The sequence below is a fragment of the Blastococcus sp. VKM Ac-2987 genome, from assembly GCF_026967805.1.
Taxonomy (GTDB): domain Bacteria; phylum Actinomycetota; class Actinomycetes; order Mycobacteriales; family Geodermatophilaceae; genus Blastococcus.
In genome coordinates this window covers 277,348-299,506 of sequence record NZ_JAPVBG010000003.1, presented here as the reverse complement: position 1 = coordinate 299,506, position 22,159 = coordinate 277,348, and the positions used below count along the sequence as shown (strand labels likewise).

The 22,159-nt window shown below is 74.2% G+C and carries 19 protein-coding genes; 6 read left to right on the top strand and 13 right to left on the bottom strand.

The window, feature by feature from the left end; all coding sequences use genetic code 11:
- Positions 1 to 48: 48 nt before the first annotated feature.
- The 4 genes from hemQ to hemE form a co-directional block, all read right to left on the bottom strand.
- Entirely contained in the window at positions 49 to 768 is a 720-nt protein-coding gene (gene hemQ, locus O2W17_RS16755; protein WP_269193579.1) for a hydrogen peroxide-dependent heme synthase, read from the bottom strand.
- A gap of 272 nt (positions 769 to 1,040) precedes the next feature.
- Positions 1,041 to 2,012: a hypothetical protein gene (locus O2W17_RS16750; protein WP_269193578.1), complete on the bottom strand. Its 972-nt coding sequence runs from the start codon at positions 2,010 to 2,012 to the stop codon at positions 1,041 to 1,043.
- Between the two features lie 56 nt (positions 2,013 to 2,068).
- Entirely contained in the window at positions 2,069 to 3,445 is a 1,377-nt protein-coding gene (gene hemG, locus O2W17_RS16745) for a protoporphyrinogen oxidase (protein ID WP_269193577.1), read from the bottom strand.
- Positions 3,442 to 4,479 (bottom strand): uroporphyrinogen decarboxylase, encoded by a 1,038-nt coding sequence (gene hemE, locus O2W17_RS16740; RefSeq protein ID WP_269194392.1) that lies wholly within the window; start codon positions 4,477 to 4,479, stop codon positions 3,442 to 3,444. The genes hemG and hemE overlap by 4 nt, the downstream gene beginning before the upstream one ends.
- Positions 4,480 to 4,598: 119 nt before the next feature.
- Between hemE and O2W17_RS16735 the strand changes: the two genes are divergently transcribed.
- Positions 4,599 to 5,225, top strand: coding sequence for a DUF3000 domain-containing protein (locus tag O2W17_RS16735; protein ID WP_269193576.1), 627 nt, complete (start codon positions 4,599 to 4,601; stop codon positions 5,223 to 5,225).
- Between the two features lie 168 nt (positions 5,226 to 5,393).
- Positions 5,394 to 6,608 (top strand): ribonuclease D, encoded by a 1,215-nt coding sequence (locus O2W17_RS16730; RefSeq protein ID WP_269193575.1) that lies wholly within the window; start codon positions 5,394 to 5,396, stop codon positions 6,606 to 6,608.
- A 221-nt stretch (positions 6,609 to 6,829) separates the two neighbouring features.
- Here the strand turns inward: O2W17_RS16730 and O2W17_RS16725 are convergent, their stop codons facing one another.
- The 3 genes from O2W17_RS16725 to O2W17_RS16715 form a co-directional block, all read right to left on the bottom strand.
- Positions 6,830 to 8,116, bottom strand: a complete 1,287-nt coding sequence (locus O2W17_RS16725; protein ID WP_269193574.1) for a sugar ABC transporter permease — start codon at positions 8,114 to 8,116, stop codon at positions 6,830 to 6,832.
- A 10-nt stretch (positions 8,117 to 8,126) separates the two neighbouring features.
- Positions 8,127 to 8,933: an ATP-binding cassette domain-containing protein gene (locus O2W17_RS16720; protein WP_269193573.1), complete on the bottom strand. Its 807-nt coding sequence runs from the start codon at positions 8,931 to 8,933 to the stop codon at positions 8,127 to 8,129.
- 144 nt (positions 8,934 to 9,077) lie between these two features.
- Positions 9,078 to 10,181, bottom strand: coding sequence for a sugar ABC transporter substrate-binding protein (locus tag O2W17_RS16715; RefSeq protein WP_269193572.1), 1,104 nt, complete (start codon positions 10,179 to 10,181; stop codon positions 9,078 to 9,080).
- 222 nt (positions 10,182 to 10,403) lie between these two features.
- On the opposite strand from O2W17_RS16715, the gene O2W17_RS16710 reads away from it, so the two are divergent.
- Together O2W17_RS16710 and O2W17_RS16705 are read left to right on the top strand one after the other, a co-directional pair.
- On the top strand, positions 10,404 to 11,609 hold the full coding sequence (locus O2W17_RS16710) for a thiolase family protein (RefSeq protein ID WP_269193571.1): 1,206 nt from the start codon (positions 10,404 to 10,406) through the stop codon (positions 11,607 to 11,609).
- Positions 11,606 to 13,693, top strand: a complete 2,088-nt coding sequence (locus tag O2W17_RS16705; RefSeq protein ID WP_269193570.1) for a 3-hydroxyacyl-CoA dehydrogenase NAD-binding domain-containing protein — start codon at positions 11,606 to 11,608, stop codon at positions 13,691 to 13,693. The genes O2W17_RS16710 and O2W17_RS16705 overlap by 4 nt, the downstream gene beginning before the upstream one ends.
- Before the next feature lie 278 nt (positions 13,694 to 13,971).
- Here the strand turns inward: O2W17_RS16705 and O2W17_RS16700 are convergent, their stop codons facing one another.
- The 4 genes from O2W17_RS16700 to O2W17_RS16685 all read right to left on the bottom strand — a co-directional run bounded on the left by O2W17_RS16700 (position 13,972) and on the right by O2W17_RS16685 (position 17,085).
- A complete protein-coding gene (locus O2W17_RS16700; RefSeq protein WP_269193569.1) occupies positions 13,972 to 14,259 on the bottom strand; it encodes a thiamine-binding protein in 288 nt (95 codons plus the stop codon).
- Positions 14,256 to 16,187 carry a 1-deoxy-D-xylulose-5-phosphate synthase gene (gene dxs, locus O2W17_RS16695; protein ID WP_269193568.1) on the bottom strand — a complete coding sequence of 644 codons (1,932 nt, stop codon included), beginning with the start codon at positions 16,185 to 16,187 and terminating at the stop codon, positions 14,256 to 14,258. The genes O2W17_RS16700 and dxs overlap by 4 nt, the downstream gene beginning before the upstream one ends.
- Before the next feature lie 187 nt (positions 16,188 to 16,374).
- The gene (locus O2W17_RS16690; RefSeq protein WP_269193567.1) at positions 16,375 to 16,743 is read right to left on the bottom strand and encodes a hypothetical protein; all 369 of its coding nucleotides are present in this window, start codon (positions 16,741 to 16,743) and stop codon (positions 16,375 to 16,377) included.
- Between the two features lie 111 nt (positions 16,744 to 16,854).
- Positions 16,855 to 17,085, bottom strand: a complete 231-nt coding sequence (locus O2W17_RS16685) for a DUF4177 domain-containing protein (RefSeq protein ID WP_269193566.1) — start codon at positions 17,083 to 17,085, stop codon at positions 16,855 to 16,857.
- A gap of 148 nt (positions 17,086 to 17,233) precedes the next feature.
- Here O2W17_RS16685 and O2W17_RS16680 point away from each other — a divergent pair, with 148 nt between their 5' ends.
- The gene (locus tag O2W17_RS16680) at positions 17,234 to 18,421 is read left to right on the top strand and encodes a PP2C family protein-serine/threonine phosphatase (RefSeq protein ID WP_269193565.1); all 1,188 of its coding nucleotides are present in this window, start codon (positions 17,234 to 17,236) and stop codon (positions 18,419 to 18,421) included.
- Between the two features lie 93 nt (positions 18,422 to 18,514).
- Entirely contained in the window at positions 18,515 to 18,646 is a 132-nt protein-coding gene (locus O2W17_RS16675) for a hypothetical protein (protein ID WP_269193564.1), read from the top strand.
- 12 nt (positions 18,647 to 18,658) lie between these two features.
- On the opposite strand, the gene O2W17_RS16670 is transcribed toward O2W17_RS16675, so the two are convergent.
- Positions 18,659 to 19,981, bottom strand: a complete 1,323-nt coding sequence (locus tag O2W17_RS16670; protein WP_269193563.1) for a class I SAM-dependent RNA methyltransferase — start codon at positions 19,979 to 19,981, stop codon at positions 18,659 to 18,661.
- Complete coding sequence (locus tag O2W17_RS16665; protein ID WP_269193562.1) at positions 19,974 to 22,016, bottom strand: APC family permease; 2,043 nt, start codon at positions 22,014 to 22,016, stop codon at positions 19,974 to 19,976. Before O2W17_RS16665 ends, O2W17_RS16670 begins: the two co-directional genes overlap by 8 nt.
- Positions 22,017 to 22,159 lie beyond the last annotated feature (143 nt).

Below are 22,159 nucleotides of genomic sequence, written 5' to 3'. Positions count from 1 at the left end.
GGTGTCCTGCAGACGCCGACCGCGCGAGGAGCACCCCCGGAGGCGTCTCTACGGCAGGTCGTGGACCAGCTCGGCGACCGGCTTGCGGGTGCCGGTGTAGAACGGGATCTCCTCGCGCACGTGCCGGCGGGCGCGGCTGGCCCGCAGGTCGCGCATCAGGTCGACGATGCGGTGCAGCTCGTCGGCCTCGAAGGCGAGCATCCACTCGTAGTCGCCCAGCCCGAACGAGGCGACCGTGTTGGCCCGCACATCGGGGTAGGGCCGGGCCTGCATGCCGTGCTCCTTGAGCATGTCCCGCCGCTCCTCGTCGGGCAGCAGGTACCACTCGTAGGACCGCACGAACGGGTAGACGCAGACGAACCGGCGCGGCTCCTCGTCGGCGAGGAACGCGGGGATGTGGCTGCGGTTGAACTCCGCGGGCCGGTGCAGCGCCATCTGCGACCACACCGGCTCCAGGCGCCGGCCCAGTGCGGTCCGGCGGAGGCGGGTGTAGGCCTCCTGCAACGCCTCGGGCGAGGTCGCGTGCCACCAGACCATGAGGTCGGCGTCGGCCCGCAGGCCGCTCACGTCGTAGGTCCCGCGGACGACGACGTCCTTGCCGGCCAGCTCCTCGACCAGCGCGGCGGCCTCGTCGGCCGCGGCGGTGCGCGCCTCGTCGCCGAACGGCCGGGCCAGCTTGAACACCGACCACATCGTGTAGCGGATGCTCGCGTTCAGCTCGTTCGCCCGCTTGCCGATGCTGCGTTCCTCGACCTGCTGCTCGCTCATGCCGCCATTGTCCTCCCGGAGCCCGCGGTGGAAGCGCCGGGCCCCGTGCCGTGCGCGGGATCACGACCGCTGCGGTCGCCGCCGTGCGCGGCACGGCAGTCGCCGCACGCAGCCATCCACACGTGGTGGCGGAGGCAGCGGCCCGGCGGGGAGGACCGGACGGAAATCCTTGTCGATCGGTGCATCGTCGTCACGTCCCTGTCAACAGCGGCGAGCCCTGCCGGATGCCCCCCGGCCGGTGTGGTCCGCGCGACGGTCGCCGCCCCGCCGGATCAGCGGGGGACGACGACCGGCCGGCGGCGGTCGCGACCGGGCAGGCAGGCGACCGCGGCGAGCGCCAGCGCGGCGGCGTCCTCGACGAGCGCGGCCCACGTGTCCGGCATGCGCCCGACGGCCCAGCGCCGCCAGCCCAGCCCCGCGTAGGACCCGACCAGCGCCCCGGCGATCCCCGCCACCACGGGCAGCGCGCCGTTGGAGCGCTCGCGCGCGGCCAACCGCCCGCCGCCCTCTCCGGCAGCCAGCAGCCGCGGCACCAGGACGGCACCCTCCGTCCGCGGCGGCGTGCCCGGCTGCTTGTCGGCGATCAGCTCGACGACGACGCCCGCGGCGCTGAGCACCTGGTGCTTCCTGGACACCCGCCCCGGGGCCCCGGCGGCCGTCGGCGCGGTGAGGACCGGGCCGGCGAAGCCCAGCGAGCTGCGGCCTCCGGCGGCCACCCCCAGGACCGCGGACCGGACGACCAGCCCGGCGCGGGCCGGCCCCCGGGGCGTGGTCCGCTCGGCGGGCGTCGGCACCGCCGCCAGCACGGTCTGCACCGCCGCGCCGTAGGCGAGGTGCGGGACGGCGTCGGTCGCCCAGTCGGCGGCCGACCAGGTGCGCGGGTCCGCGACCCCCAGCGCCGCCACCGCGCCGTCGGTCGCCGCCGCCGACGCCGCGCCGGCCAGCACCGCGCCCACGGGCGCCGGGAAGCGGACGCCCAGCGACCGGACCGTGCTGGCCAGTACGCCGACGCCCAGGCCGTTCGCGATGCCGGCGAGCGCCCCGAGCGCGCTCCGCCGCGCGTCGCGTTCCGCGCGGCCGCCGGGGACGGCCCGGCTCACCCGTGCGGCGACGGCGTCGACCAGCTGCTCGGGGACCTGGCTGGCCGGGCGGCCGCGCAGGACCATGTCGAGGTAGGAGACGGTGTTGAGCGCGACGGTGCCGGCCGCGCCGGCGGCCAGCCCACGTGCGAAGGACCCGGTCATGCCCCCGACCCTGGGCACCCCGGCCGCTCCCGGCAACCCGGGCCCGCCACACCGGGTCAGGCGAGGGCGTCGACCGCCCGGTGCGCGTCGCGGATGCAGGCGGGAACGCCGATCCCCTCGTAGGCGGCGCCGGCCACGGCCAGGCCGGGCACCGCGCCGACCGCCGTCCGGATCGCCGAGACGCGCTCCGGGTGGCCCACCAGGTACTGCGGAAGGCCACCGCCCCAGCGCACCACGCGGGTGTCCAGGGGATCGGGGCGCGAGAGCCCGAGCAGGTCGACGACGTCGGCGACGACGTCGGCAGCCAGCTCGTCGTCGGGCCGCTGCAGCTGCGACTCGTCGCGGAAGCGCCCCACCGACGACCGCACGAGCAGCGCCTCCCCGCCGGCCAGGTGCGGCCACTTCGCCGAGGAGACGGTGACGCCCTTGACCAGCCGGCCGGTCACCGGCGGCACCAGCAGGCCCGAGCCCGCGGGGACGTCCTGCGCCGGGAACGCCATCGCGACGACAGCCATGGACGCGTACGGGATGCCCCCGAGCGGGGCGACGGCGTCGGGGACGGCCTCGCCGAGCAGCCGCGCGGCCTTGGGCGCCGGCGCCGTGACGATCACCGCGTCGGCGGTCAGGACCTCCGGGGCGGCCACCGCCCCGGCCGAGATCTCGAAGCCCCCGGCGGTCCGGCGCAGGCCGTGCGCGGGCGTGCGGAGCCGCACCTGCGCACCTGCCGCCTCGACCAGCGCCGCAGGCAGCGCACCGATCCCGACGTCGACGGTCACGAACACCGGCCCGTCGGCGTCGAAGCGGCTGCGGGATCCGGCGTCCCGGGCGGCCGCGGCCGCCTCGAGCACCGACCGGGCACCCCGGACGTGGGCGGCCAGCGCCGGCATGGTGGCGGCCAGCGAGAGCTCGTCGGCCCGGCCCGCGTACACGCCGCCGAGGAGCGGCTCGACCAGCCGGTCGACCACCTCGTCCCCGAGCCGCTCGCGCAGCAGCCCACCGACCGCGACGTCGCCCTCGGGCAGCGAGAGCGGCGGCAGCTCGGCCTCGGCCCGGACCCGGGCCACCCCCGCCGGGGTCAGGACGCCGTCGAGCCCGTCGGCCGAGACGGGCACGCCCAGGACCGTGCCGGCCGGCAGCGGGAAGCGCCCGTCCGGCAGCACCACAGAGGCCTGCGTGGTCGCCGGTGCCACGAGCCGGTCGCCCCAGCCGAGCGCCTCCACCAGGGCCACCGCCTCCGGCACCCGGGCGAGCAGCGCCTCGGGGCCGGTGTCGTACCAGGTGCCGGCGAGCTGGACGCGGTCGAGCTTGCCGCCGATCCGGTCGCCGGCCTCCAGGACGACGATCTCGTCGTCGGGCCGGCGCCGGCGCCACTCGAAGGCCGCGGCCAGCCCGGTGATGCCGGCCCCGACGACGACCAGCCGGCGGGGGGTCACTCCGCGGTCAGCTCGTGCACCAGCGCGGCCACGCGGGTGAGCACGTCGGGGTCGGTGTCGGGCAGCACGCCGTGGCCCAGGTTGAAGATGTGCCCGCGGGCCGCCTCCGCCTGGCGGACGATCCGGCGCACCTCCCGCTCCACGGTGTCCCGGTCGGCGAGCAGGACCGCGGGGTCGAGGTTGCCCTGCAGCGAGCGCCCGGGGCCCACCCGGCGGGCGGCCTCGTCCAGGGGCAGCCGCCAGTCCACGCCGACGACGTCGGCGCCGGCGTCGCCGATGAGCGGGAGCAGCTCGCCGGTGCCCACGCCGAAGTGGATGCGGGGCACGTCCCGCTCCCCCAGCCCGTCGAAGACCGCCCGCGAGTGCGGCAGCACCCGCTCGGCGTAGTCGGCGGCCGAGAGCACCCCGGCCCAGGAGTCGAACAGCTGCACGGCCGAGGCACCGGAGTCGACCTGGGCGCGCAGGAACGTCGCCGCCGAGCGCGACAGCCGCTCCAGCAGCCGCGCCCACGCCTCGGGCTCGGCGTACATGAAGGCCTTGGTGCGGGCGTGCTCCTTGGAGGGGCCGCCCTCGATCAGGTAGGTGGCCAGGGTGAACGGCGCACCGGCGAACCCGATGAGCGGTGTCGGGCCCAGCTCGGCCACCAGCGCGCGCACCGCCGTCTCCAGGAAGCCGAGCTGCTCGGGCGCGAGGTCGGGCAGGGCGTCCACGTCGGCGACGGTGCGGACCGGGTTCGCGACCACCGGGCCGATGCCCGGCTTGATCTCGATGTCCACCCCTGCCACCACCAGCGGCAGCACGATGTCGGAGAACAGGATCGCGGCGTCGACCTGGTGCCGGCGGACCGGCTGCAGGGTGATCTCGGTGACCAGGTCGGGGTCCTGGCAGGCCGCGAGCATCGCCGTGCCGGCGCGCAGGGCCCGGTACTCGGGGAGCGAGCGCCCGGCCTGGCGCATGAACCAGACGGGGGTGCGGCTCACCGGGAGGCCACGTGCGGCGCGGACGAGGTCGGAATCGGCCGGGGACGCCGACACAGGAGCGGGACTCACGAGGGTCGATCCTCCCAGACGCCCGGCGACCTCCGGTCCGCCGCGTCCGGCCGGTGTGCGGCGCGTCGGCACGCCAGTCCCGGTTACCGGCCTACTCTGCGGGCGTGGAGCCGCGCAACCTGGCCGACGCCGGGGACGAGAGCAGGGACGCCGACGCCGTCCCTGCCGTGTTCCGCGCCGCCCTCGAGTCCCTGGCGGGCGTGCGCGCCCGCCCGGAGATCGAGCTGGGCTCCATCCCCGCCCCGCAGCGGCTGGCCCCGTTCGCGCACGCGATCGGGGCGCGGGTGCCGGACCCGGACGACGAGGACGACGTCGAGATCGCCAGCGCGCGGTTCATCGTCCTGTACGACCCCGCGGGCCACGAGGCCTGGCACGGCACCCTGCGCTGCGTCGGATACCTCTCTGCGGAGACCGACGAGACGCTGGTCGACGACGCCATGTTCTCCGAGGTGGCCTGGAGCTGGCTCACCGACGCCCTCGCCGAGTCCGGGGCGGCGCACCACACGGTCGGCGGCACGGTCACCCGCACCGCCTCCACGAGGTTCGGCGAGCTGGCCGGGCCCGAGCACTCCGTCGACGTGGAGATGCGCGCCTCCTGGACTGCAGAGGGCACCGACCTCGACCGGCACCTGCTGGCCTGGCTGGAGGTGCTGGGCAACGCGGCCGGTCTGCCACCGCCCGGCGTGCGGCTGCTGGGTCCCTCCGACCGGGTCGGTAGCGAGACTCTCTAACATCGGTGCGGCACAACGGGCCCGGAGCTCGTTGCGCCGGTGCTCCCCCTGGATCCCGCGGCCGGCCGCGGTGGACCCCGGCCGGGCGCCGGTGGACCGACAGACGAGGACGGGCGAGAAGGTGGACGGCAACTGAGCACCGAGCCCACTCCCGAGACGCCGGAGGCCGTGGCAGCGGCCGCGGCTCCCGAGCCCACCCCGCTCCTCGCACCCCGCGACGGGCTCCCGCCGGTCATCGAGACCTCCACGCAGCTGGTCGAGTACGCCGAGGCCCTGCGCGGTGGCACCGGGCCGGTGGCCGTCGACGCCGAGCGCGCGTCCGGGTACCGCTACGGGCAGCGCGCCTACCTGGTGCAGCTGCGCCGCGCCGGCTCGGGCACCGGCCTGCTCGACCCGGTCCCGCTGCCGGACCTGTCGGTGGTCCAGGAGGCCATCGCGGACGCCGAGTGGGTGCTGCACGCCGCCAACCAGGACCTGCCGTGCCTGGCCGAGATCGGTCTGGTGCCGGCCCGCGTGTTCGACACCGAGCTCGCCGCCCGGCTGGCCGGGCTGCCCCGCGTGGGCCTGGGCGCCGTCGTCGAGTCGCTGCTGGGGTTCTCGCTGCAGAAGGGGCACTCGGCCGCCGACTGGAGCACCCGACCGCTGCCCGAGGAGTGGCTGGTCTACGCGGCGCTCGACGTCGAGGTGCTCGTGGACCTGCGCGACGCCCTCGCCGCGATCCTCGAGGAGCAGGGCAAGACCGGCTGGGCCCGCGAGGAGTTCGAGGCGATCCTCGCCGCCGGTCCGCCCGCGCCGAAGCAGGACCCGTGGCGGCGCACCTCGGGCGTGCACGGGCTGCGCAGCCGCCGCCAGCTCGGGATGCTGCGCGCCATCTGGGAGGCCCGCGACGACCTGGCCCGGCGGCGCGACGTCGCCCCCGGCCGGGTGCTGCCCGACTCGGCGATGGTGGCGGCGGTGCAGGCCGACCCGAGGAACGAGGGTGCGCTGCTGGAGCTGCCGGTCTTCCGCGGCCGGGCCAACCGGCGGCTGGTCGCGCACTGGTTCACCGCGCTGGCGCGCGGCAAGGCGCTGCCCGAGGACGACCTCCCCCTGCATAGCAAGCCCGGTGACGGCCCGCCGCCGGTGAACCGCTGGGCCGACCGCGACCCCGCCGCGGCGACCCGCCTGCAGGCCGCCCGGGCCGGGCTCGCCGAGCTCTCGGAGAAGCACGTGGTGCCGGTGGAGAACATCCTCTCCCCCGACCTGGTGCGGCGGCTGGTGTGGAGCCCGCCGGAGCCCCGTGAGCCATCGGCGGTCGCCGAGGCGTTGCGCGCCGGTGGCGCGCGGGCGTGGCAGGTGGAGCTGACCCTCGACGTGCTGACCGACGCGATCGCCCGCGCCTGACCCCAGGCATAGGAAGCTATGCCTGCGGATCGGCGCCGCGTTCCACGGGCATAGGAAGCTATGCCTGCGGATCGGCGCCGCGTTCCACGGGCATAGGAAGCTATGCCTAGGCCCATGTCCACTGACGACGAACGCCGGCGCCCCCCGCGCGGAGCGGAGGACGCCGGCGTCGGCGTGGGCACCTGCCGCCCGCCGGCGCTGAGCACGGCGGGCGGCAGGGGTCATCGTCGGGCCGTGGCCGCCCGGCGCCGGGCCAGCGCGTCCACGCTGGCCGCCAGCAGCAGCACGCCACCGGTGATCACGAAGTTCAGGTAGGCCGCCACCCCGAGCAGGCCCAGCCCGTTGGCGATGATCGCGATCACCAGGCCACCGAGGACGGCGTCCCGGGCCTTGCCCCGGCCGCCGAAGAGGCTGGTGCCACCGATGACCGCCGCACCGACCGCGTACAGCAGCGTGTTGCCCGCACCGGCGTCCGGCGTGACCGAGCTCAGCCGCGAGGTGGCCAGGATGCCGCTGATCGCCGCCAGGCTCGACGAGATCACGAACGCCAGCACCCGGATCCGGGTGACGTTGATGCCCGCCCGGCGCGCGGCCTCGGCGTTGCCGCCGACGGCGTAGATGTGCCGCCCGAACGTGGTGCGCGAGAGCACGAACGTGAGCACCAGCAGCAGGACCACGACCAGCGGCACCGCGTAGGGGATGCCGGCGAGGTCGATCGCGGCGGCCAGCGCCCGGTCGACGCTGAGCAGGGCGGTCACGCCGAACACCACCGCGGCGATGAGCACGATGCGGGCCACCACCAGCACGAGCGGCTGGTGCGCCAGGCCGCGGGACTGCTGCGACCGCCAGCGCCACAGCTCGAAGGCGGCGTAGGACACCGCGACGACCACGGCCAGGATCCAGCCGATGGTCACCGGCACGTTCTCGTTCGCCAGGGCGCGGATGACCGGCTCGCGGACGGGCACGGTGCCGCCCTGGCCGATGATCCGCAGCGTGACGCCCTGGAACCCGAGGAAGAGGGCCAGCGTCACGACGAAGGACGGGATGCCGACCATCCCGACGAGGCTGCCGGTGAAGACGCCGATCACGGCACCCGTGGCGATGGCGGCCAGCACGGCGATCGGCCAGGCGACGCCGACCTGCACCAGCAGTTGGGCGAGCACCGCCGAGCAGACGCCGCTCACCACACCCGCGGACAGGTCGATCTCGCCCAGCAGCAGGACGAAGACCAGGCCCATCGCGAGCACGATGATCGGGGTCGACTGCACGAGCAGGTTGGACAGGTTCAACGGCGTCAGGAACGTGTCCGGCCGGAGCACCGTGAACAGGATGCCCAGGACGACGATGCCCAGGATGGCCGGCAGCGCGCCCAGGTCACCGGCCCGCAGCTTGTTGACGTAGCCGCGGACGGCGCCGCCCACGGTGTTGTCGTGGCGGTCGCCCTCGAAGCCCGCAGCCGGCTTGTGCGGACCGCTCGCCTCGGCGGCGGTCAGGGTGTTGCTCGACATGGCAGTCCTCTCAGTCCTCGAGCGCGTCCGGCGCGAGCCCCAGCTCGCCGGACCGGCCGGAGGTGATCAGCTCGATGACCTGGGTGCGGTCGACCTCGGAGATGGGGACGTCGGCAGCGACCCGGCCGAGGTAGAGCGCGGCCACGCGGTCGGCCACCTCGAAGACGTCCACCATGTTGTGGGTGATGAAGACGACGGCGTGACCGGTGTCGGCCAGCCGGCGGACCAGGTCGAGCACCTGCCGGGTCTGGGCGACGCCCAGGGCGGCGGTCGGCTCGTCCAGGATGACCAGCTTGGACTCCCAGAGGACCGCCTTGGCGATGGCGACGGTCTGCCGCTGACCGCCGGAGAGGCTGGAGACCAGCTGGCGCACCGACTTGAGGGTGCGCACCGACAGCTTGGCCAGCGTGTCGCGCGCGGCCTCCTCCATCGAGGCCTCGTCCAGCAGGATGCCCCGCTTGCGCTCGCGGCCCAGGAACATGTTCTGGACGACGTCGAGGTTGTCGGCGAGCGCGAGGTCCTGGTAGACGACCTCGATGCCCAGCCGGGCGGCGTCCCGGGGGCCGTTGAGCTGCACCGGCTCGCCCTCGAACTCCACGGTGCCGGAGTCGATCGGGTGGATCCCCGCGATGGACTTGATCAGCGTGCTCTTGCCGGCGCCGTTGTCACCGACCAGCGCGGTTACCGTGCCGGGGTAGACGTCGAGGTGGACGTCGTGCAGGACCTGGACGGCCCCGAAGCTCTTGTTGACCCCCCGGAGGCTCAGCGTGGGCCGCTCGAGGGTCGGGGTGGTCGTGCGTTGATCGGGTGCGGACACCGCTGCGTCCTTCCTGCATGGGCACGGCCCGGCCGGACCGTGGGAAGACAGTGTGGCGCCCTGCGGGCCCCGGTGGAGCCGGGACCCGCAGGGCGGGGAGCACGCGGCCGGGGCACCCGCCATGGGGTGCCCCGGCCGGATGGATCAGGAGATGCCGAGCTCGGTGCAGGCCGCGGCGAAGTCGCCGGTGCAGACGTCGGCGGCGGTCTGGTAGCCGTCGTCGATGACCTGCTTGACGTTGTCCCGGAAGATCGAGACCGGCTCCAGGAGCACCGACGGCACCTCGCGCCCGCCCTCGGGGTCCTCGACCGAGCCGTCGACCTCGGGCTCCTCGCCGTTGACCAGCGCCACGGCCAGCTCGGCCAGCGCGTTGGCCTCTTCCTCGATCGGCTTGTAGACCGTCATGCACTGGTTGCCGGCGAGGATGTTCTGCAGCCCCTCGACCGTGGCGTCCTGGCCGGTGACGGGCACCTGGCCGGCGGCGTTGTTGCGGCCGAGGATCGACACGACCGCGTTGGCCAGACCGTCGTTGGCGGCCAGGACGCCCTGGATGTCACCGCCGGCCTGGGTGTACATCTGCTCGAAGATGGTGGCGGCCTGCTGGTTGTCCCACTCGGGGACGGCCTGCTCGGCCACGACGGTGTACTGGTCCATCGGGTCCAGCACCTCGTGGGCGCCCGAGGAGAACAGCGTGGCGTTGTTGTCGTCCGGCGAGCCGTTGAGGTAGGCGATGTTCGCCGGCTCGTCGCCGAGGCACTGGGCCAGGCCCTCACCCTGCAGCCGACCGACCTCGGTGTTGTCGAACGAGACGTAGTAGTCGCTCTCGCCGCCGAGGGTCAGCCGGTCGTAGTCGATGGTCTGCACGCCCTGCGACTCGGCCTGCTGCTGGATCGCCGCACCGGAGGCCGAGTCGAGGTTCGTGATCGCCAGGACGGTGACGCCCTCGGTGATCATCTGCTCGGCGATGGTGGCCATCCGCTGGGCGTCGCCCTGGGCGTTCTGGATGTCGTACTCGACACCGGCCTCCTCGAAGGCCGCCTCCAGGAGCGGGCGGTCCGCCGACTCCCAGCGGGCGGAGGACGCCGTGTCGGGGAGGATCACGCCGACCTTGCCGGCAGCCTCGCCGCCGCCGCCACCGCCGCCGCTGGTACCGCCGTTGCCGCTGCTGTCGTCGCCGCCGCCGCAGGCGGCCAGGCCGAAGACCAGAGCCGCCGCGATCGCCGTCGTCACCGTGCGCCGTCGCGCCATGAGAGGGACCTCTATTTCGTTGGGGTTACAGAGAAATTCCGGCGGGTCATCTTGCGCGCAGGGGCCTTGTGACTGCAAGCACAGCCCCCCGCCGTTGCCGGACCGTGACCCGCAGACCCCCCGAAGGGGTGCCGTGGCGCGCTTGGCGAGGAGGTTACCGGCGGGTAACTTCATGCTTCGCCGGGCTCCTCCGGGCCCGGTCCCGAACTCTGCGGAGGTCTCATGTCCCGCTCGTTGCGTGAGGTCGTCTTCGTCGACGGCGTACGCACCCCCTTCGGCAAGGCCGGTCCGACGGGCATCTACGCCGAGACCCGCGCCGACGACCTCGTCGTGCGGGTGATCCGCGAGCTGCTGCGCCGCAACCCGGCACTGCCCGCCGACCGCGTGGACGAGGTGGCCATCGCCGCCACGACCCAGATCGGCGACCAGGGCCTGACCCTCGGCCGCACCGCCGCGCTGCTGGCCGGTCTGCCGACGTCGGTGCCCGGCTACTCGATCGACCGCATGTGCGCCGGCGCGATGACCGCCGTGACCACGACCGCCAGCGGGATCGCCTTCGGCGCCTACGACGTCGCCATCGCCGGCGGTGTCGAGCACATGGGCCGCCACCCGATGGGTGAGGGCGCCGACCCGAACCCGCGGTTCTTCAGCGAGAAGCTGGTCGACGAGTCCGCTCTGGTCATGGGCGCGACCGCCGAGAACCTGCACGACCGCTTCCCGCACCTGACCAAGGAGCGGGCCGACGCCTTCGCCCTGGCCAGCCAGCAGAAGTACGCGAAGGCCGTGGCCAACGGCCAGATCGGCCCGGAGCTGGTTCCCGTGGCCACCCGGTCGGCCGAGCAGGGCTGGGGCGTCGCCACCGTCGACGAGCCGCCGCGCCCGCAGACCACCCTCGAGGGTCTCGGCGCGCTGAAGACGCCGTTCCGCCCGCACGGGCACGTGACCGCGGGCAACGCCGCGGGCCTCAACGACGGCGCCACCGGCTGCCTGCTGGCCGCCGAGGACGTCGCGCTCGAGCTGGGGCTGGACATCGGCATGCGCCTCGTCGGCTACGGCTTCGCGGGCGTCGAGCCGGAGGTCATGGGCGTGGGCCCCGTCCCGTCGACGGAGCGCGCGCTGGCCCGCACCGGCCTGACCGTCTCCGACATCGGGCTCTTCGAGCTCAACGAGGCCTTCGCCGTCCAGGTGCTGGCCTTCCTCGACCACTTCGGCATCGCCGACGACGACGAGCGCGTCAACCCGTGGGGCGGCGCCATCGCCGTCGGCCACCCGCTGGCCTCCTCGGGCGTGCGGTTGATGACCCAGCTGTCCCGGCAGTTCGCCGAGCGTCCCGACGTCCGGTACGGCCTCACCGCCATGTGCATCGGCCTCGGCATGGGCGCCACCGTCATCTGGGAGAACCCGAACTGGGAGGGCTTCACCAAGTGACCACCACCGTCTTCGAGAACGAGGTCGTGACCGCGGCCAAGGTCCGGTTCCTGAACCTGGCCGGCCTGTCCGGTGAGTTCGCCCTCATCACCATCGACAACGGGCACGACCACACCCGCCCGTCGACGTTCGGCCCCGGCGGGCTCGCGTCCCTGGACGCGGCGCTGGACGAGATCGAGGCCCGCTCCCCCGCCCCGGTGGCGATCGGCGTGACCGGCAAGCCGTTCATCTTCGCGGTCGGCGCCGATCTCTCCGGCGTCCCGACGATCACCGACGCCGCCATGGCGCGGGAGATCGCCGAGACCGGGCACCGGGTGTTCCGCCGGCTGAAGGACTCGTCGGTCCCGACGTTCGCCTTCGTCAACGGCGTCGCGCTGGGCGGCGGCCTGGAGCTGGCGCTGCACTGCCGGTACCGGACCATCGCCGGCACCGCGATGGTGGCCTTCCCCGAGGTCTTCCTCGGGCTGGTGCCCGGCTGGGGCGGAACGCAGCTGCTGCCGGACCTGATCGGCATCGACGCCGCCGTCACGGTGGTCGTCGAGAACGCCCTGGCGCAGAACAAGATGACGCCGGCAGCCAAGGCGGCGAAGCTCGGCATCGCCGACGCCGTCCTGGAGCCGGCGGACTTCCTGGAGCGCTCGCTCGAGTGGGCCGTCGGCGTGCTCGGCGGCTCCGTCACCGTGGACCGCCCGCAGGTGGACCGGTCCGCGTGGGACGACGCGATCGCCCGGGCCCGCCAGATCGTCGGTGCCCGCACCCGCAACGCCTCCCCCGGCGCCGTCCGGGCCGTGGAGCTGCTGGACCTGGCCCGCGCGGGCGTGGACGGTGAGGCGTTCACCGCCGGCACGGCCGCGGAGGACCATGCGCTCACCGACCTGCTGATGAGCGACCCGCTGCGGGCCTCGCTCTACTCGTTCGACCTGGTGAACAAGCGGGCCAAGCGACCGGCCGGCGCGCCGGACAAGTCGCTGGCCCGCAAGGTCACCAAGGTCGGCGTCGTGGGTGCGGGCCTCATGGCCTCGCAGCTGGCGATGCTGTTCGTGCGGCAGCTGAAGGTGCCGGTCGTGCTGACCGACATCGACCAGGCCCGCGTGGACAAGGGCGTGGCGTACGTGCACGGCGAGCTGGACAAGCTCGCGCAGCGCGGCCGGCTGAACGCCGACAAGCTGAACCAGCTGAAGGGCCTGGTCACCGGTTCGCTGTCCAAGGAGGTCTTCGCCGACGCCGACCTCGTCATCGAGGCCGTGTTCGAGGAGATGTCGGTCAAGCAGCAGGTGTTCGCCGAGGTGGAGGCGGTCGTCTCCCCCGAGTGCGTGCTGGCGACCAACACCTCGGCGCTGTCGGTGACCGAGATGGCCGCGAAGCTGGAGCACCCCGAGCGGGTCGTCGGCCTGCACTTCTTCAACCCCGTCGCGGTCCTCCCACTGCTCGAGGTCGTGCGCGCCGAGCAGACCGACGACGCCACGCTGGCCACCGCCTTCGCCCTCGGGAAGTCGCTGAAGAAGAGCTGCGTGCTGGTGGCCGACGCCCCGGCGTTCGTCGTCAACCGGTTGCTCACCCGCTTCCTGGGCGAGGTCACCGCCGCCGTCGAGCAGGGCACGCCGGTCGAGGTCGCCGAGCGGGCGCTGGACCCGCTGGGCCTGCCGATGACGCCGTTCGAGCTGCTCTCGCTCGTCGGCCCCGCGGTGGCGCTGCACGTGGCCGAGCGGATGCACGAGGCGTTCCCCGACCGGTTCGCCGTCGGCGAGGGGCTGCGGCGGATCGTCGAGCTGGGCAAGGCCGGCGTGTTCGTCGAGCCGGGCGTCGTCGACCCCGAGCTCACGGACGCCTTCGCCGGCGGCGACCCGCTCACCGCGGAGCAGGTGCGCGACCGCGCGGTCGGGGCGCTGGCGCAGGAGATCCGGCTGATGCTGGACGAGGGCGTCGTGCAGGCGGTGCAGGACATCGACCTGGCCATGATCCTCGGCGCCGGGTGGCCGTTCTGGCTGGGCGGCATCTCCGCCTACCTGGACCGCACCGGCGTCTCGGAACGCGTCACCGGCGCGCGGTTCCTGCCGGAAGGCGTGGCCTCGCTGCCCGCATGATGATCAGGTGACCTGATCATCAGGGGTCCTGGCTCGCGGTCGGACGTGAGCCAGGACCCCGCACGGTGAGCCAGGACGACGGCCCGGCCCCCTCAGCGTCGAGGGAGCCGGGCCGTCGTCATCGGAGACGGGGACGAACCCGTCGGCCCGAGTGGGGCCCGGAGGGTTCCGCACAGGGACGACTCAACGGCTCAGCGGCACGGGGGAACGGCACCTGACCGCGATGCGATCCGGAGGATCGCGAGGTGCTCAGCGGTGTCGTCCGGAGGACGACAGCGTCATTGCCGGAACTTGCTGGTGAGGCTGTCCATCGTGCGGTTCACCGAGGCGACCTTGACGTGCGAGAGCCCGGCCGAGGCGCCGGCGGCGAGCATCGCCTCGTGGGCGGCCCGCAGGGTGGCCCACACCTCGTCGGCCTCGCCCTCGAGCGTGGTCCCGAGCGCGCCGACCTCGTAGCGCAGCCCGGACGCCTGGATGACGGCGATCGCCGCCTCCACGTGCGCGTGCGGGTTCTCCGCGGTGCCGGGAGGGGACGGCGCCACCTGGATCTCCGCGATGACGGTCATGCCCGCTCGTCCGCGGTCGCGTCGGCGGGGGCGGCGGCCGACCGGTTCTCGGCGCGCTCGGCGAGCACCGCGGTCCACTCGGCGATCCGGCGGGCCACGTCCTGCTCGGTGAGCCCGGCGTCGGCCAGCACCTGTCCGCGGCTGCCGTGCTCGAAGAACCGCTGCGGCAGGCCGACAGTGCGCACCGGCACGTCGATCTCCCGGTCCTGCAGCGCCTGGCTGAGCGTGGTGCCCACGCCCCCGGCGCGGCCGCCGTCCTCGACCGTGACGACCAGCCGGTGCCCGGCGGCCAGCTCGACCAGCTGGTCGGAGACCGGGAGCACCCACCGCGGGTCGACGACGGTGACCTCGATGCCGTGGTCCGCGGCGCGCTCGGCGACGGCCAGGCACATCGGGACCATCGACCCGACGGCGACCAGCAGGACATCCCGCCGCTCCCCGCGGCGCAGCACGTCGACCGGCCCGCGCCGCTCCAGCGCCGGCAGGTCCGGCGGGAGGACGCCCTTGGGGAAGCGGACGACCGAGGGGCCGTCGGAGATGTCGACCGCCTCGCGGAGCGCCTCGCGGAGGGTGGCCTCGTCCCGTGGCGCAGCGACGTGGACGCCGGGGACCACGGACAGGATCGACATGTCCCACATGCCGTTGTGCGAGGCGCCGTCCTCACCGGTGACCCCGGCCCGGTCGAGGACGACGGTGACCGGCTGGCGGTGCAGCGCGACGTCCATGAGCAGCTGGTCGAACGCGCGGTTCAGGAACGTGGAGTAGACCGCGACGACCGGGTGCATGCCGGCCATCGCCAGCCCGGCGGCGGAGGTGAGCGCGTGCTGCTCGGCGATGCCGACGTCGAACGTCCGCTCGGGGAACCGCTCGGCGAACGGGGCCAGTCCGGTCGGGTGCAGCATCGCCGCGGTGATGGCGACGACGTCGGGCCGCTCGGCACCGACCCGCACCAGCTCGTCGGCGAAGGCGTCGGTCCAGGGCCGCCCGGTCTTGCGGGCGCTGGTGCCGCTGTCGGGGTCGAAGATCCCGGTGGCGTGCCATGCGTCGATCTGGTCGGTCTCGGCCGGCGGGTAGCCGAAGCCCTTGGTGGTGACGGCGTGCACGATCACCGGGCCGCCGAAGGAGCGGGCCCGGCGCAGCGCCGACTCCATGACCTCGATGTCGTGCCCGTCGACGGGGCCGACGTACTTCATGCCGAGGTCCTCGAACATGCCCTGCGGCGACAGGACGTCCTTGATCCCCTTCTTGATCGCGTGCAGCGCGTCGAAGAGGGCCGAGCCGACGACGGGGGCGCGGTGCAGCGCCTGGCGCACCTGGAGCAGGGCGTTCTCGTACCCGGGCCGCAGCCGCAAGGTGGCCAGCGCATCGGCGACCCCGCCGATCGTCGGCGAGTAGGAGCGGCCGTTGTCGTTGACGACGATGACGACCGGGCGGTCCTTGGCGGCGGCGATGTTGTTCAGCGCCTCCCAGGCCATGCCGCCGGTGAGGGCGCCGTCACCGATCACCGCGGCGACGGGGCGCTGGTCCCCGCGGACGGCGAATGCCTTCGCCAGCCCGTCGGCGTAGGACAGCGACGTCGAGGCGTGGCTGTTCTCCACCCAGTCGTGCTCGCTCTCGGCGCGGCTGGGGTAGCCCGACAGGCCCCCGCGCTGGCGCAGCCGCTCGAACCCGTCGACGCGCCCGGTGAGCATCTTGTGCACGTAGGACTGGTGGCCGGTGTCGAAGACGATCGGCTCGCGCGGGGAGTCGAACACCCGGTGCAGCGCGATGGTCAGCTCGACGCAGCCGAGGTTGGGCCCCAGGTGGCCACCGGTCCGGGCGACGCTGGTGACCAGCGCATCACGGATCTCCGCCGCGAGGGCGGGCAGCTGGTCGGGGGGCAGGGCCCGGAGGTCCTCGGGACCCCGGAGCGATCGCAGGAGCGGCACGGCTCGACGGTGTCCTCTCGGTCGGGCGGCAGCTGCTCGGCAGCCGCCGACCCACTGTAACTGCGCTTTCCCCGCACTTCCGGTCGAGCGGGATCAGCGGATGCAGCTCACAGCGCCGATGGTTCGCTCCCGCGGGGCGCTCCGCTCCTCGCTCGTTCCTCGCTGCGATGCTCACGCCCCTGCCCGCTCACAGTCGCGGGACCCACCGCTCGCCCCGGAGCGCGCCGCCGACCACCTCGACGCCGCGGGCGGCGGCGGCCAGCCGCGCACCCTCCCGCTCGTAGGCGACCATCGCCGCCTCGATGGCGTCGGGCGGGAGCTGGTCGGCCAGTTCCACGCGCAGCGTGCGCCACCCCGTGCGGGCCGCCTCGAGGCCGGCGGAGACGTGGTCGGCGGCGAACCGGGCGAGCAGGACCGGGTACCGGCGGAGCACCTCGTGCGCGCGGTAGTCCGGTGGCACGAGGTCGAACAGCCAGACGACGGCGGTGCGCTCCCAGTCGGGCGCTCCCGGCGGGCGCACCTCACCCGGCCAGCCCGGCGGCACCGTCGCGTCCACGGCACCAGTCTGCCGCACGGGTCGAACAGGTGTTCGACACCGCGCCGTCCGATGACCGGCGGCGGCCGGGGCCGGGCGCTCCGCGCGGTCAGCCCCGGGGTGCCGCGCCGCTCAGGAGCCGACCTGCCGCTTGAGCCAGAACTGCTCGAACCCCCAGGTGCCGGCGCCGCTGGAGTGGTAGCTGACCAGCTCCCACCCCTCGGCGCCGAGCTTGTTGAGGACAGAGCTGGTGTCGCCCTGCTGCCGCTCCGACGCGCCGCCGGGGAGCTTGATGCTCACCCCGGCTCGCTGCGACTCGGCGTCGTTGGCGGTGATGACCGAGGCGTATTCCCACGTGGGCACCCCCAGACGGTAGCCGAGGCGCTCCGCGGGCCCCGATCGTCGACAGCGCGTCACCACCGGCCACCTGGGCGTCCGGCCCGCTGTGCCGGTGGTCACGTCGGCGGCTCCCCGGGGTGTGGTCGCGCCGCCGACCTGCGATCGTCGGGCGGTGACGACCCCGGATCCGCTGCAGGCCTTCCTCGAGGACGTCCACCTCCTGGCACCCGACCAGCTGTCCGCGGTCGTCGCGGCCCGCGCCCGCCAGCTCGGGTGCAGCGAGGCCGTCGTCTACCTCAGCGACTACGAGCAGCTGCTGCTGCAGCCGGTGCGGGGCGTGGGCGTGCCCCTGCGGCAGGAGCTGACCGTCGACGGGACCCTCGGCGGGCGCGCGTTCCGCCGGGTCGAGGTGCTGACCTCACCCGTGGGGCCGCGGTCCACGCGCCTGTGGGTGCCCCTGCTGGACGGGGTGGAGCGGCTCGGCGTGGTCGAGCTGCTCGTGCCGGACCTGGCGCCGGACCGCGAACGGCTGCTGCGGGCCTTCGTCTCGCTGATCAGCGAGGTGTTCGTGGTCAGCGACCAGTACACCGACATCTTCGCCCAGCTGCGCCGGCGCAGGACGCTCAGCCTGGCCGCCGAGATCCAGTGGGAGCTGCTGCCCCCGCTGACCTTCGGCTCCGACCGCGTGGTGGTCTCCGGCGCGCTCGAGCCGGCCTACGACATCGGTGGGGACACCTTCGACTACGCCGTCAACGGTCCACTGGTCGATCTGATGGTGCTCGACGCCGTGGGCCACGGTCTCCCGGCAGCCCTGCTGTCCTCCGCGGCCGTCGGCGCCTACCGCCACGCGCGCCGGAACATGTGGGACCTCCCGGAGGTCGCCGCGGCGATGAACGACGTGATCGCCGGTCAGTTCACCGACAGCCGGTTCGCCACGGCCGCGCTCGCCCGCCTGCACCTGGACACCGGCCAGCTGCGCTGGATCAACGCCGGCCACCCGGACCCGATCGTCGTCCGGGGTGGCGCACTGCTCCACCTCGGGCCGTGCAAGCCACACCCCCCGCTCGGCCTGCAGGTGCGCAAGCCAGACGTGTGCGAGGCCCAGCTGCACCCCGGGGACCGGGTCATCCTCTACACCGACGGCGTCGTCGAGGCCCGGTCGCCGGAGGGGGAGTTCTTCGGTGAGGAGCGGCTGGCGGACTTCATCCACCGGGCCGCCGCGGACGGCGACTCGGCGCCGGAGACGCTGCGGCGGCTGATGCGCCGCGTGCTCAGCCACCAGTCCGACCACCTGCAGGACGACGCCAGCATCGTCCTGCTGGAGTGGCGGACCGGGGACGAGCGCCGGCTGCAGGTCTGACCCCGCCCCCGCCGCGGAGCGACGTGGGAACGCCGCCACCGTCACGCCGCGTGGTTGCTTGCCCACGCATATCGGGCCGGGCAGGCTCCCGGCATGGCCGAGCGACTGTTCTGCTGGTGGCGCCTGCGCTGCGCCCGCCGATGGGCCGCCCGGCACCGGCCGGTCGGCGCACAGCAGGGCGACCGCACCCGGCCGGCCGACGGCCGGCCGAGCGCCGCGGCCTGACCTACCGCCCGGTCACGACGACGCCGGGACCAGCAGCGCGACGCTCTCCACGTGGGCGGTCATCGGGAAGGCGTCGAAGCCCCGGACGGCGGCGAGCCGGTACCCGGCCTCGGCGAAGGCGGCGACGTCCCGGCCGAGGGCCGCGGGGTCGCAGGCGACGTAGACGACGGCGCGCGCCCCGGTGCCGGCCAGCAGCCGGCTCACCGCGCGCCCCGCACCGGCCCGCGGCGGGTCCAGGACGACGACGTCGGGCGGCGTGCCGAGCTCGGCGAGGAGCTCCGCGAGCCCCTCGGCGTCCACCTCGCCCTGCCAGACCTCGGCCTGTGGCAGGTGGGCCAGGTTGGCGTCGGCCGCCGCGCACGCACCGGGGTCGGACTCCACGCACACCACCCGGCCGTCCTCGCCGGCCGCCGGGGCGAGCGCGCCACCGAACAGGCCCGCGCCGGCGTACAGGTCCAGCACGGTGTCGCCGGCCCCCACCGCGGCGAACGAGGCGACGGCCGTGACGAGCGCGTCGGCCGCGGCCGGGTGCACCTGCCAGAACCCGGTGCCCTCGACCTCCCAGTCCCGGCCGCCCGCCCGCCGCTCGGCGCGCCCGGCCGGCTCCCGGGGCAGCTCCTCCCCCGCCTGCAGCACCTCGCTGTGCTGCGGGCGGCCGCGCCGGTCCAGCCGGGTGGTCGTGACCGCCCCGGTGGAGTCGATGGAGACGTCCACCGCACCGGCGCCCGCCCAGCGCCGGGACAGCACCGCGCGGGCGGCCGGCTCGACGGTGATCGGGCAGTCGTCGAGCACCACCACGTCGTGCGAGCGGTGCCGCCGCAGGCCGGGGGCACCGGCGCGGTCGACGGCGAACCGGGCCCGGGACCGCCAGCGCAGCGCTCCGCCGGGCAGCTCCTCGACCGCCAGCCCGGTCACCACCGGGTCGTCGGCGTCCAGCTTCCCGAGCCGCACCAGCTGCTCCCGGACCACGGCCGCCTTGAGCCGGTGCTGCTCCGCCGGGTCCACGTGCTGCCAGTCGCAGCCGCCGCACTTCCCCGGGCCGCTGTAGGGGCAGGGCCGCCCGACCCGGCCCGGTGCCGCGGTCAGCACCTCGACGGCGTCGGCGCGGCAGAAGCCGGGGTGCCGGTCCTCGGTCACCCGCACCCGCACCCGCTCCCCCGGCAGCGTGTGCCGGACGAACACCACCCGGCCCTCGTGCCGCGCCACGCAGTGCCCGCCGTGCGCGACCGGGCCCACCTCGACCTCGAACTCCCGCCCGGTCCAGCCACCGCCGCGGTCCGCCCGCGGGAGGGCCGGCCGGCCCGCACGGCGGCCGGGACGACGCCGGTCAGCCATACGGCGTCACGTCCAGCTCGTCGGTGAACCCGCGGCGCAGGTCACCGGGTGCAGGACCGCCGCGGCGCCCGTCGCCGTCCTCGTGACCGGCCGTGCTCGCCAGCAGCCACGGCACGGTCGTGATCATCACGCCGGGCTGGAACTGCAGGCGGGCGCGCAGGCGCAGGGCGCTCTGGTTGTGCAGGACGTTCTCCCACCAGTGGCCGACGACGTACTGCGGCACGAAGACCACCACCAGTTCCCGGGGGCTGTCCCGGCGGATGCTCTTCACGTAGTCGAGCAGCGGCCGGGTGACCTCCCGGTACGGGGACTCCAGCACGGTGAGCGGCACCGGGATGTCGTAGCGCTCCCAGTCCGCCTGCAGGGCGCGGGTCTCCTCGTCGTCCACGTTGACCGTCAGCGCGGTGAGCTCGTCGGGCCTCGTCGCGCGGGCGAAGGCCAGTGCGCGCAGCGTCGGCTTGTGCACCTTCGAGACCAGGACGACGGCGTGCACCTTGCTGGGCAGGGTGCGGGAGTCGGTGTCGGGCACCAGCTGGTCGGCGACGTGCGAGTAGTGCCGGTCGATGGCCCTCATGAGCACGATGAGCACCGGCATCGACACGAGCACCAGCCAGGCCCCGTGGGTGAACTTCGTGACGACGATGATGACGAGCACCACCGACGTCAGGCTGCCGCCGAGGAAGTTGATCGCCTGCGAACGGCGCATCCGGCTGTGCGCCGACCGGTCCTCGGTCGACCCCATCTCCCGGTGCCAGTGCCGGACCATGCCCCACTGACCGATGGTGAAGCTGGTGAAGACGCCGATGATGTACAGCTGGATCAGTTGGCTCACCGAGGCGTCGAACGCGACGATCAGCAGCACCGCGAAACCGGCCAGCAGCAGGATGCCGTTGCTGTAGGCCAACTTGTCACCGCGCGTGTGCAGCTGCCGGGGCAGGTACCGGTCCTGGGCGAGCACCGAGCCGAGCAGCGGAAAACCGTTGAAGGCGGTGTTGGCGGCCAGGATCAGGATCAGGGCCGTCGCGGTCTGGATCACGTAGAAGCCGAGCGAACCGTCGCCTCCGAAAGCCGCCGCGGCGAGCTGGGCGATGACCGTCCGCTGCGGATCGGTCTCGCAGTTCCCCTCGAATCCGACCAGGTCGCAGGTGAACTCGGTGTACTTGACGTCGGCGAGCACCGCCAGCGCCGTGACCCCGGCGAACATCGTCGCGGCGATGCCGCCCATCAGCGCCAGGGTGGTGGCCGCGTTCCTGCTCTTGGGCGGCCGGAACGCCGGTACGCCGTTGGCGATCGCCTGGACGCCCGTGAGGGCGGTGCACCCGGAGGCGAAGGCCCGCAGGGCGAGCAGCACCAGCGCCAGGCCGGCGAGATCCGTGTATCCCGACTCCGGGGTGATCGAGTAGTCGGAGCTCTCGGCCACCAGGCCCTCGGGGCTGAAGAAGTACCGGATGAACCCGGTGACGAGCATGACGAGGATGCCCGAGATGAACAGGTAGGTGGGAAGCGCGAAGGTCCGGCCGGACTCGCGCAGGCCGCGGAGGTTGGCGGCGGCGAGCACCACCACGAGGGATACCGCGATCAGGAGGCGGTGGTCGTTGAGCGACGGGAAGGCGGAGATGATGTTGTCGGTGCCGGCGGACACCGACACCGCGACGGTCAGCACGTAGTCCACCAGCAGGGCGCTGGCGACCACGAGCCCCGCTCCGGGCCCGTGGTTCTTCATCGCGACCTCGTAGTCGCCGCCGCCCGAGGGGTAGGCCCTGACCACCTGGCGGTAGCTGAGCACCACGGTGACCAGGAGGACGACCACGGCTGCGGCGAGCCATGGCGACAGGAAGAGGAAGGCGCTCCCGGCGAGGGTCAGCACGATGAGCATCTCCTGCGTGGCGTAGGCCACGGAGGAGAGCGGGTCGCTGGCGAAGATGGGCAGCGCGAGGCGCTTGGGCAGCAGCGACTCCCCCGCCCGGTCGCTGCGCACCGGGCGGCCGAGTACGAGACGTTTCGGGAGTTGTCCGAGGTCGGACAGGGTCGGCACGGCGCGATGGTACGGACGCCGGGGGCCCGCGCGCCGGTGACTCGGCGCACGCCCGCCCCGTCGGAGGAGGAACCGCCGCACCTGCGGGGTCGGGCGCCTGGCGCGGGTGTAGCTTCGCGGCCGGGATGCGCGGGCGGACGGCG

What these genes read in the sequence shown, in the direction of transcription:
- hemQ (WP_269193579.1), bottom strand. Translation starts at nt 768, where the DNA reads ATGAGCGAGCAGCAGGTCGAGGAACGCAGCATCGGCAAGCGGGCGAAC.
- O2W17_RS16750 (WP_269193578.1), bottom strand. Translation starts at nt 2,012, where the DNA reads ATGACCGGGTCCTTCGCACGTGGGCTGGCCGCCGGCGCGGCCGGCACC.
- O2W17_RS16725 (WP_269193574.1), bottom strand. Translation starts at nt 8,116, where the DNA reads ATGTCGAGCAACACCCTGACCGCCGCCGAGGCGAGCGGTCCGCACAAG.
- O2W17_RS16715 (WP_269193572.1), bottom strand. Translation starts at nt 10,181, where the DNA reads ATGGCGCGACGGCGCACGGTGACGACGGCGATCGCGGCGGCTCTGGTC.
- O2W17_RS16710 (WP_269193571.1), top strand. Translation starts at nt 10,404, where the DNA reads ATGTCCCGCTCGTTGCGTGAGGTCGTCTTCGTCGACGGCGTACGCACC.
- O2W17_RS16700 (WP_269193569.1), bottom strand. Translation starts at nt 14,259, where the DNA reads ATGACCGTCATCGCGGAGATCCAGGTGGCGCCGTCCCCTCCCGGCACC.
- O2W17_RS16675 (WP_269193564.1), top strand. Translation starts at nt 18,515, where the DNA reads ATGGCCGAGCGACTGTTCTGCTGGTGGCGCCTGCGCTGCGCCCGCCGA.
- O2W17_RS16670 (WP_269193563.1), bottom strand. Translation starts at nt 19,981, where the DNA reads ATGGCTGACCGGCGTCGTCCCGGCCGCCGTGCGGGCCGGCCGGCCCTC.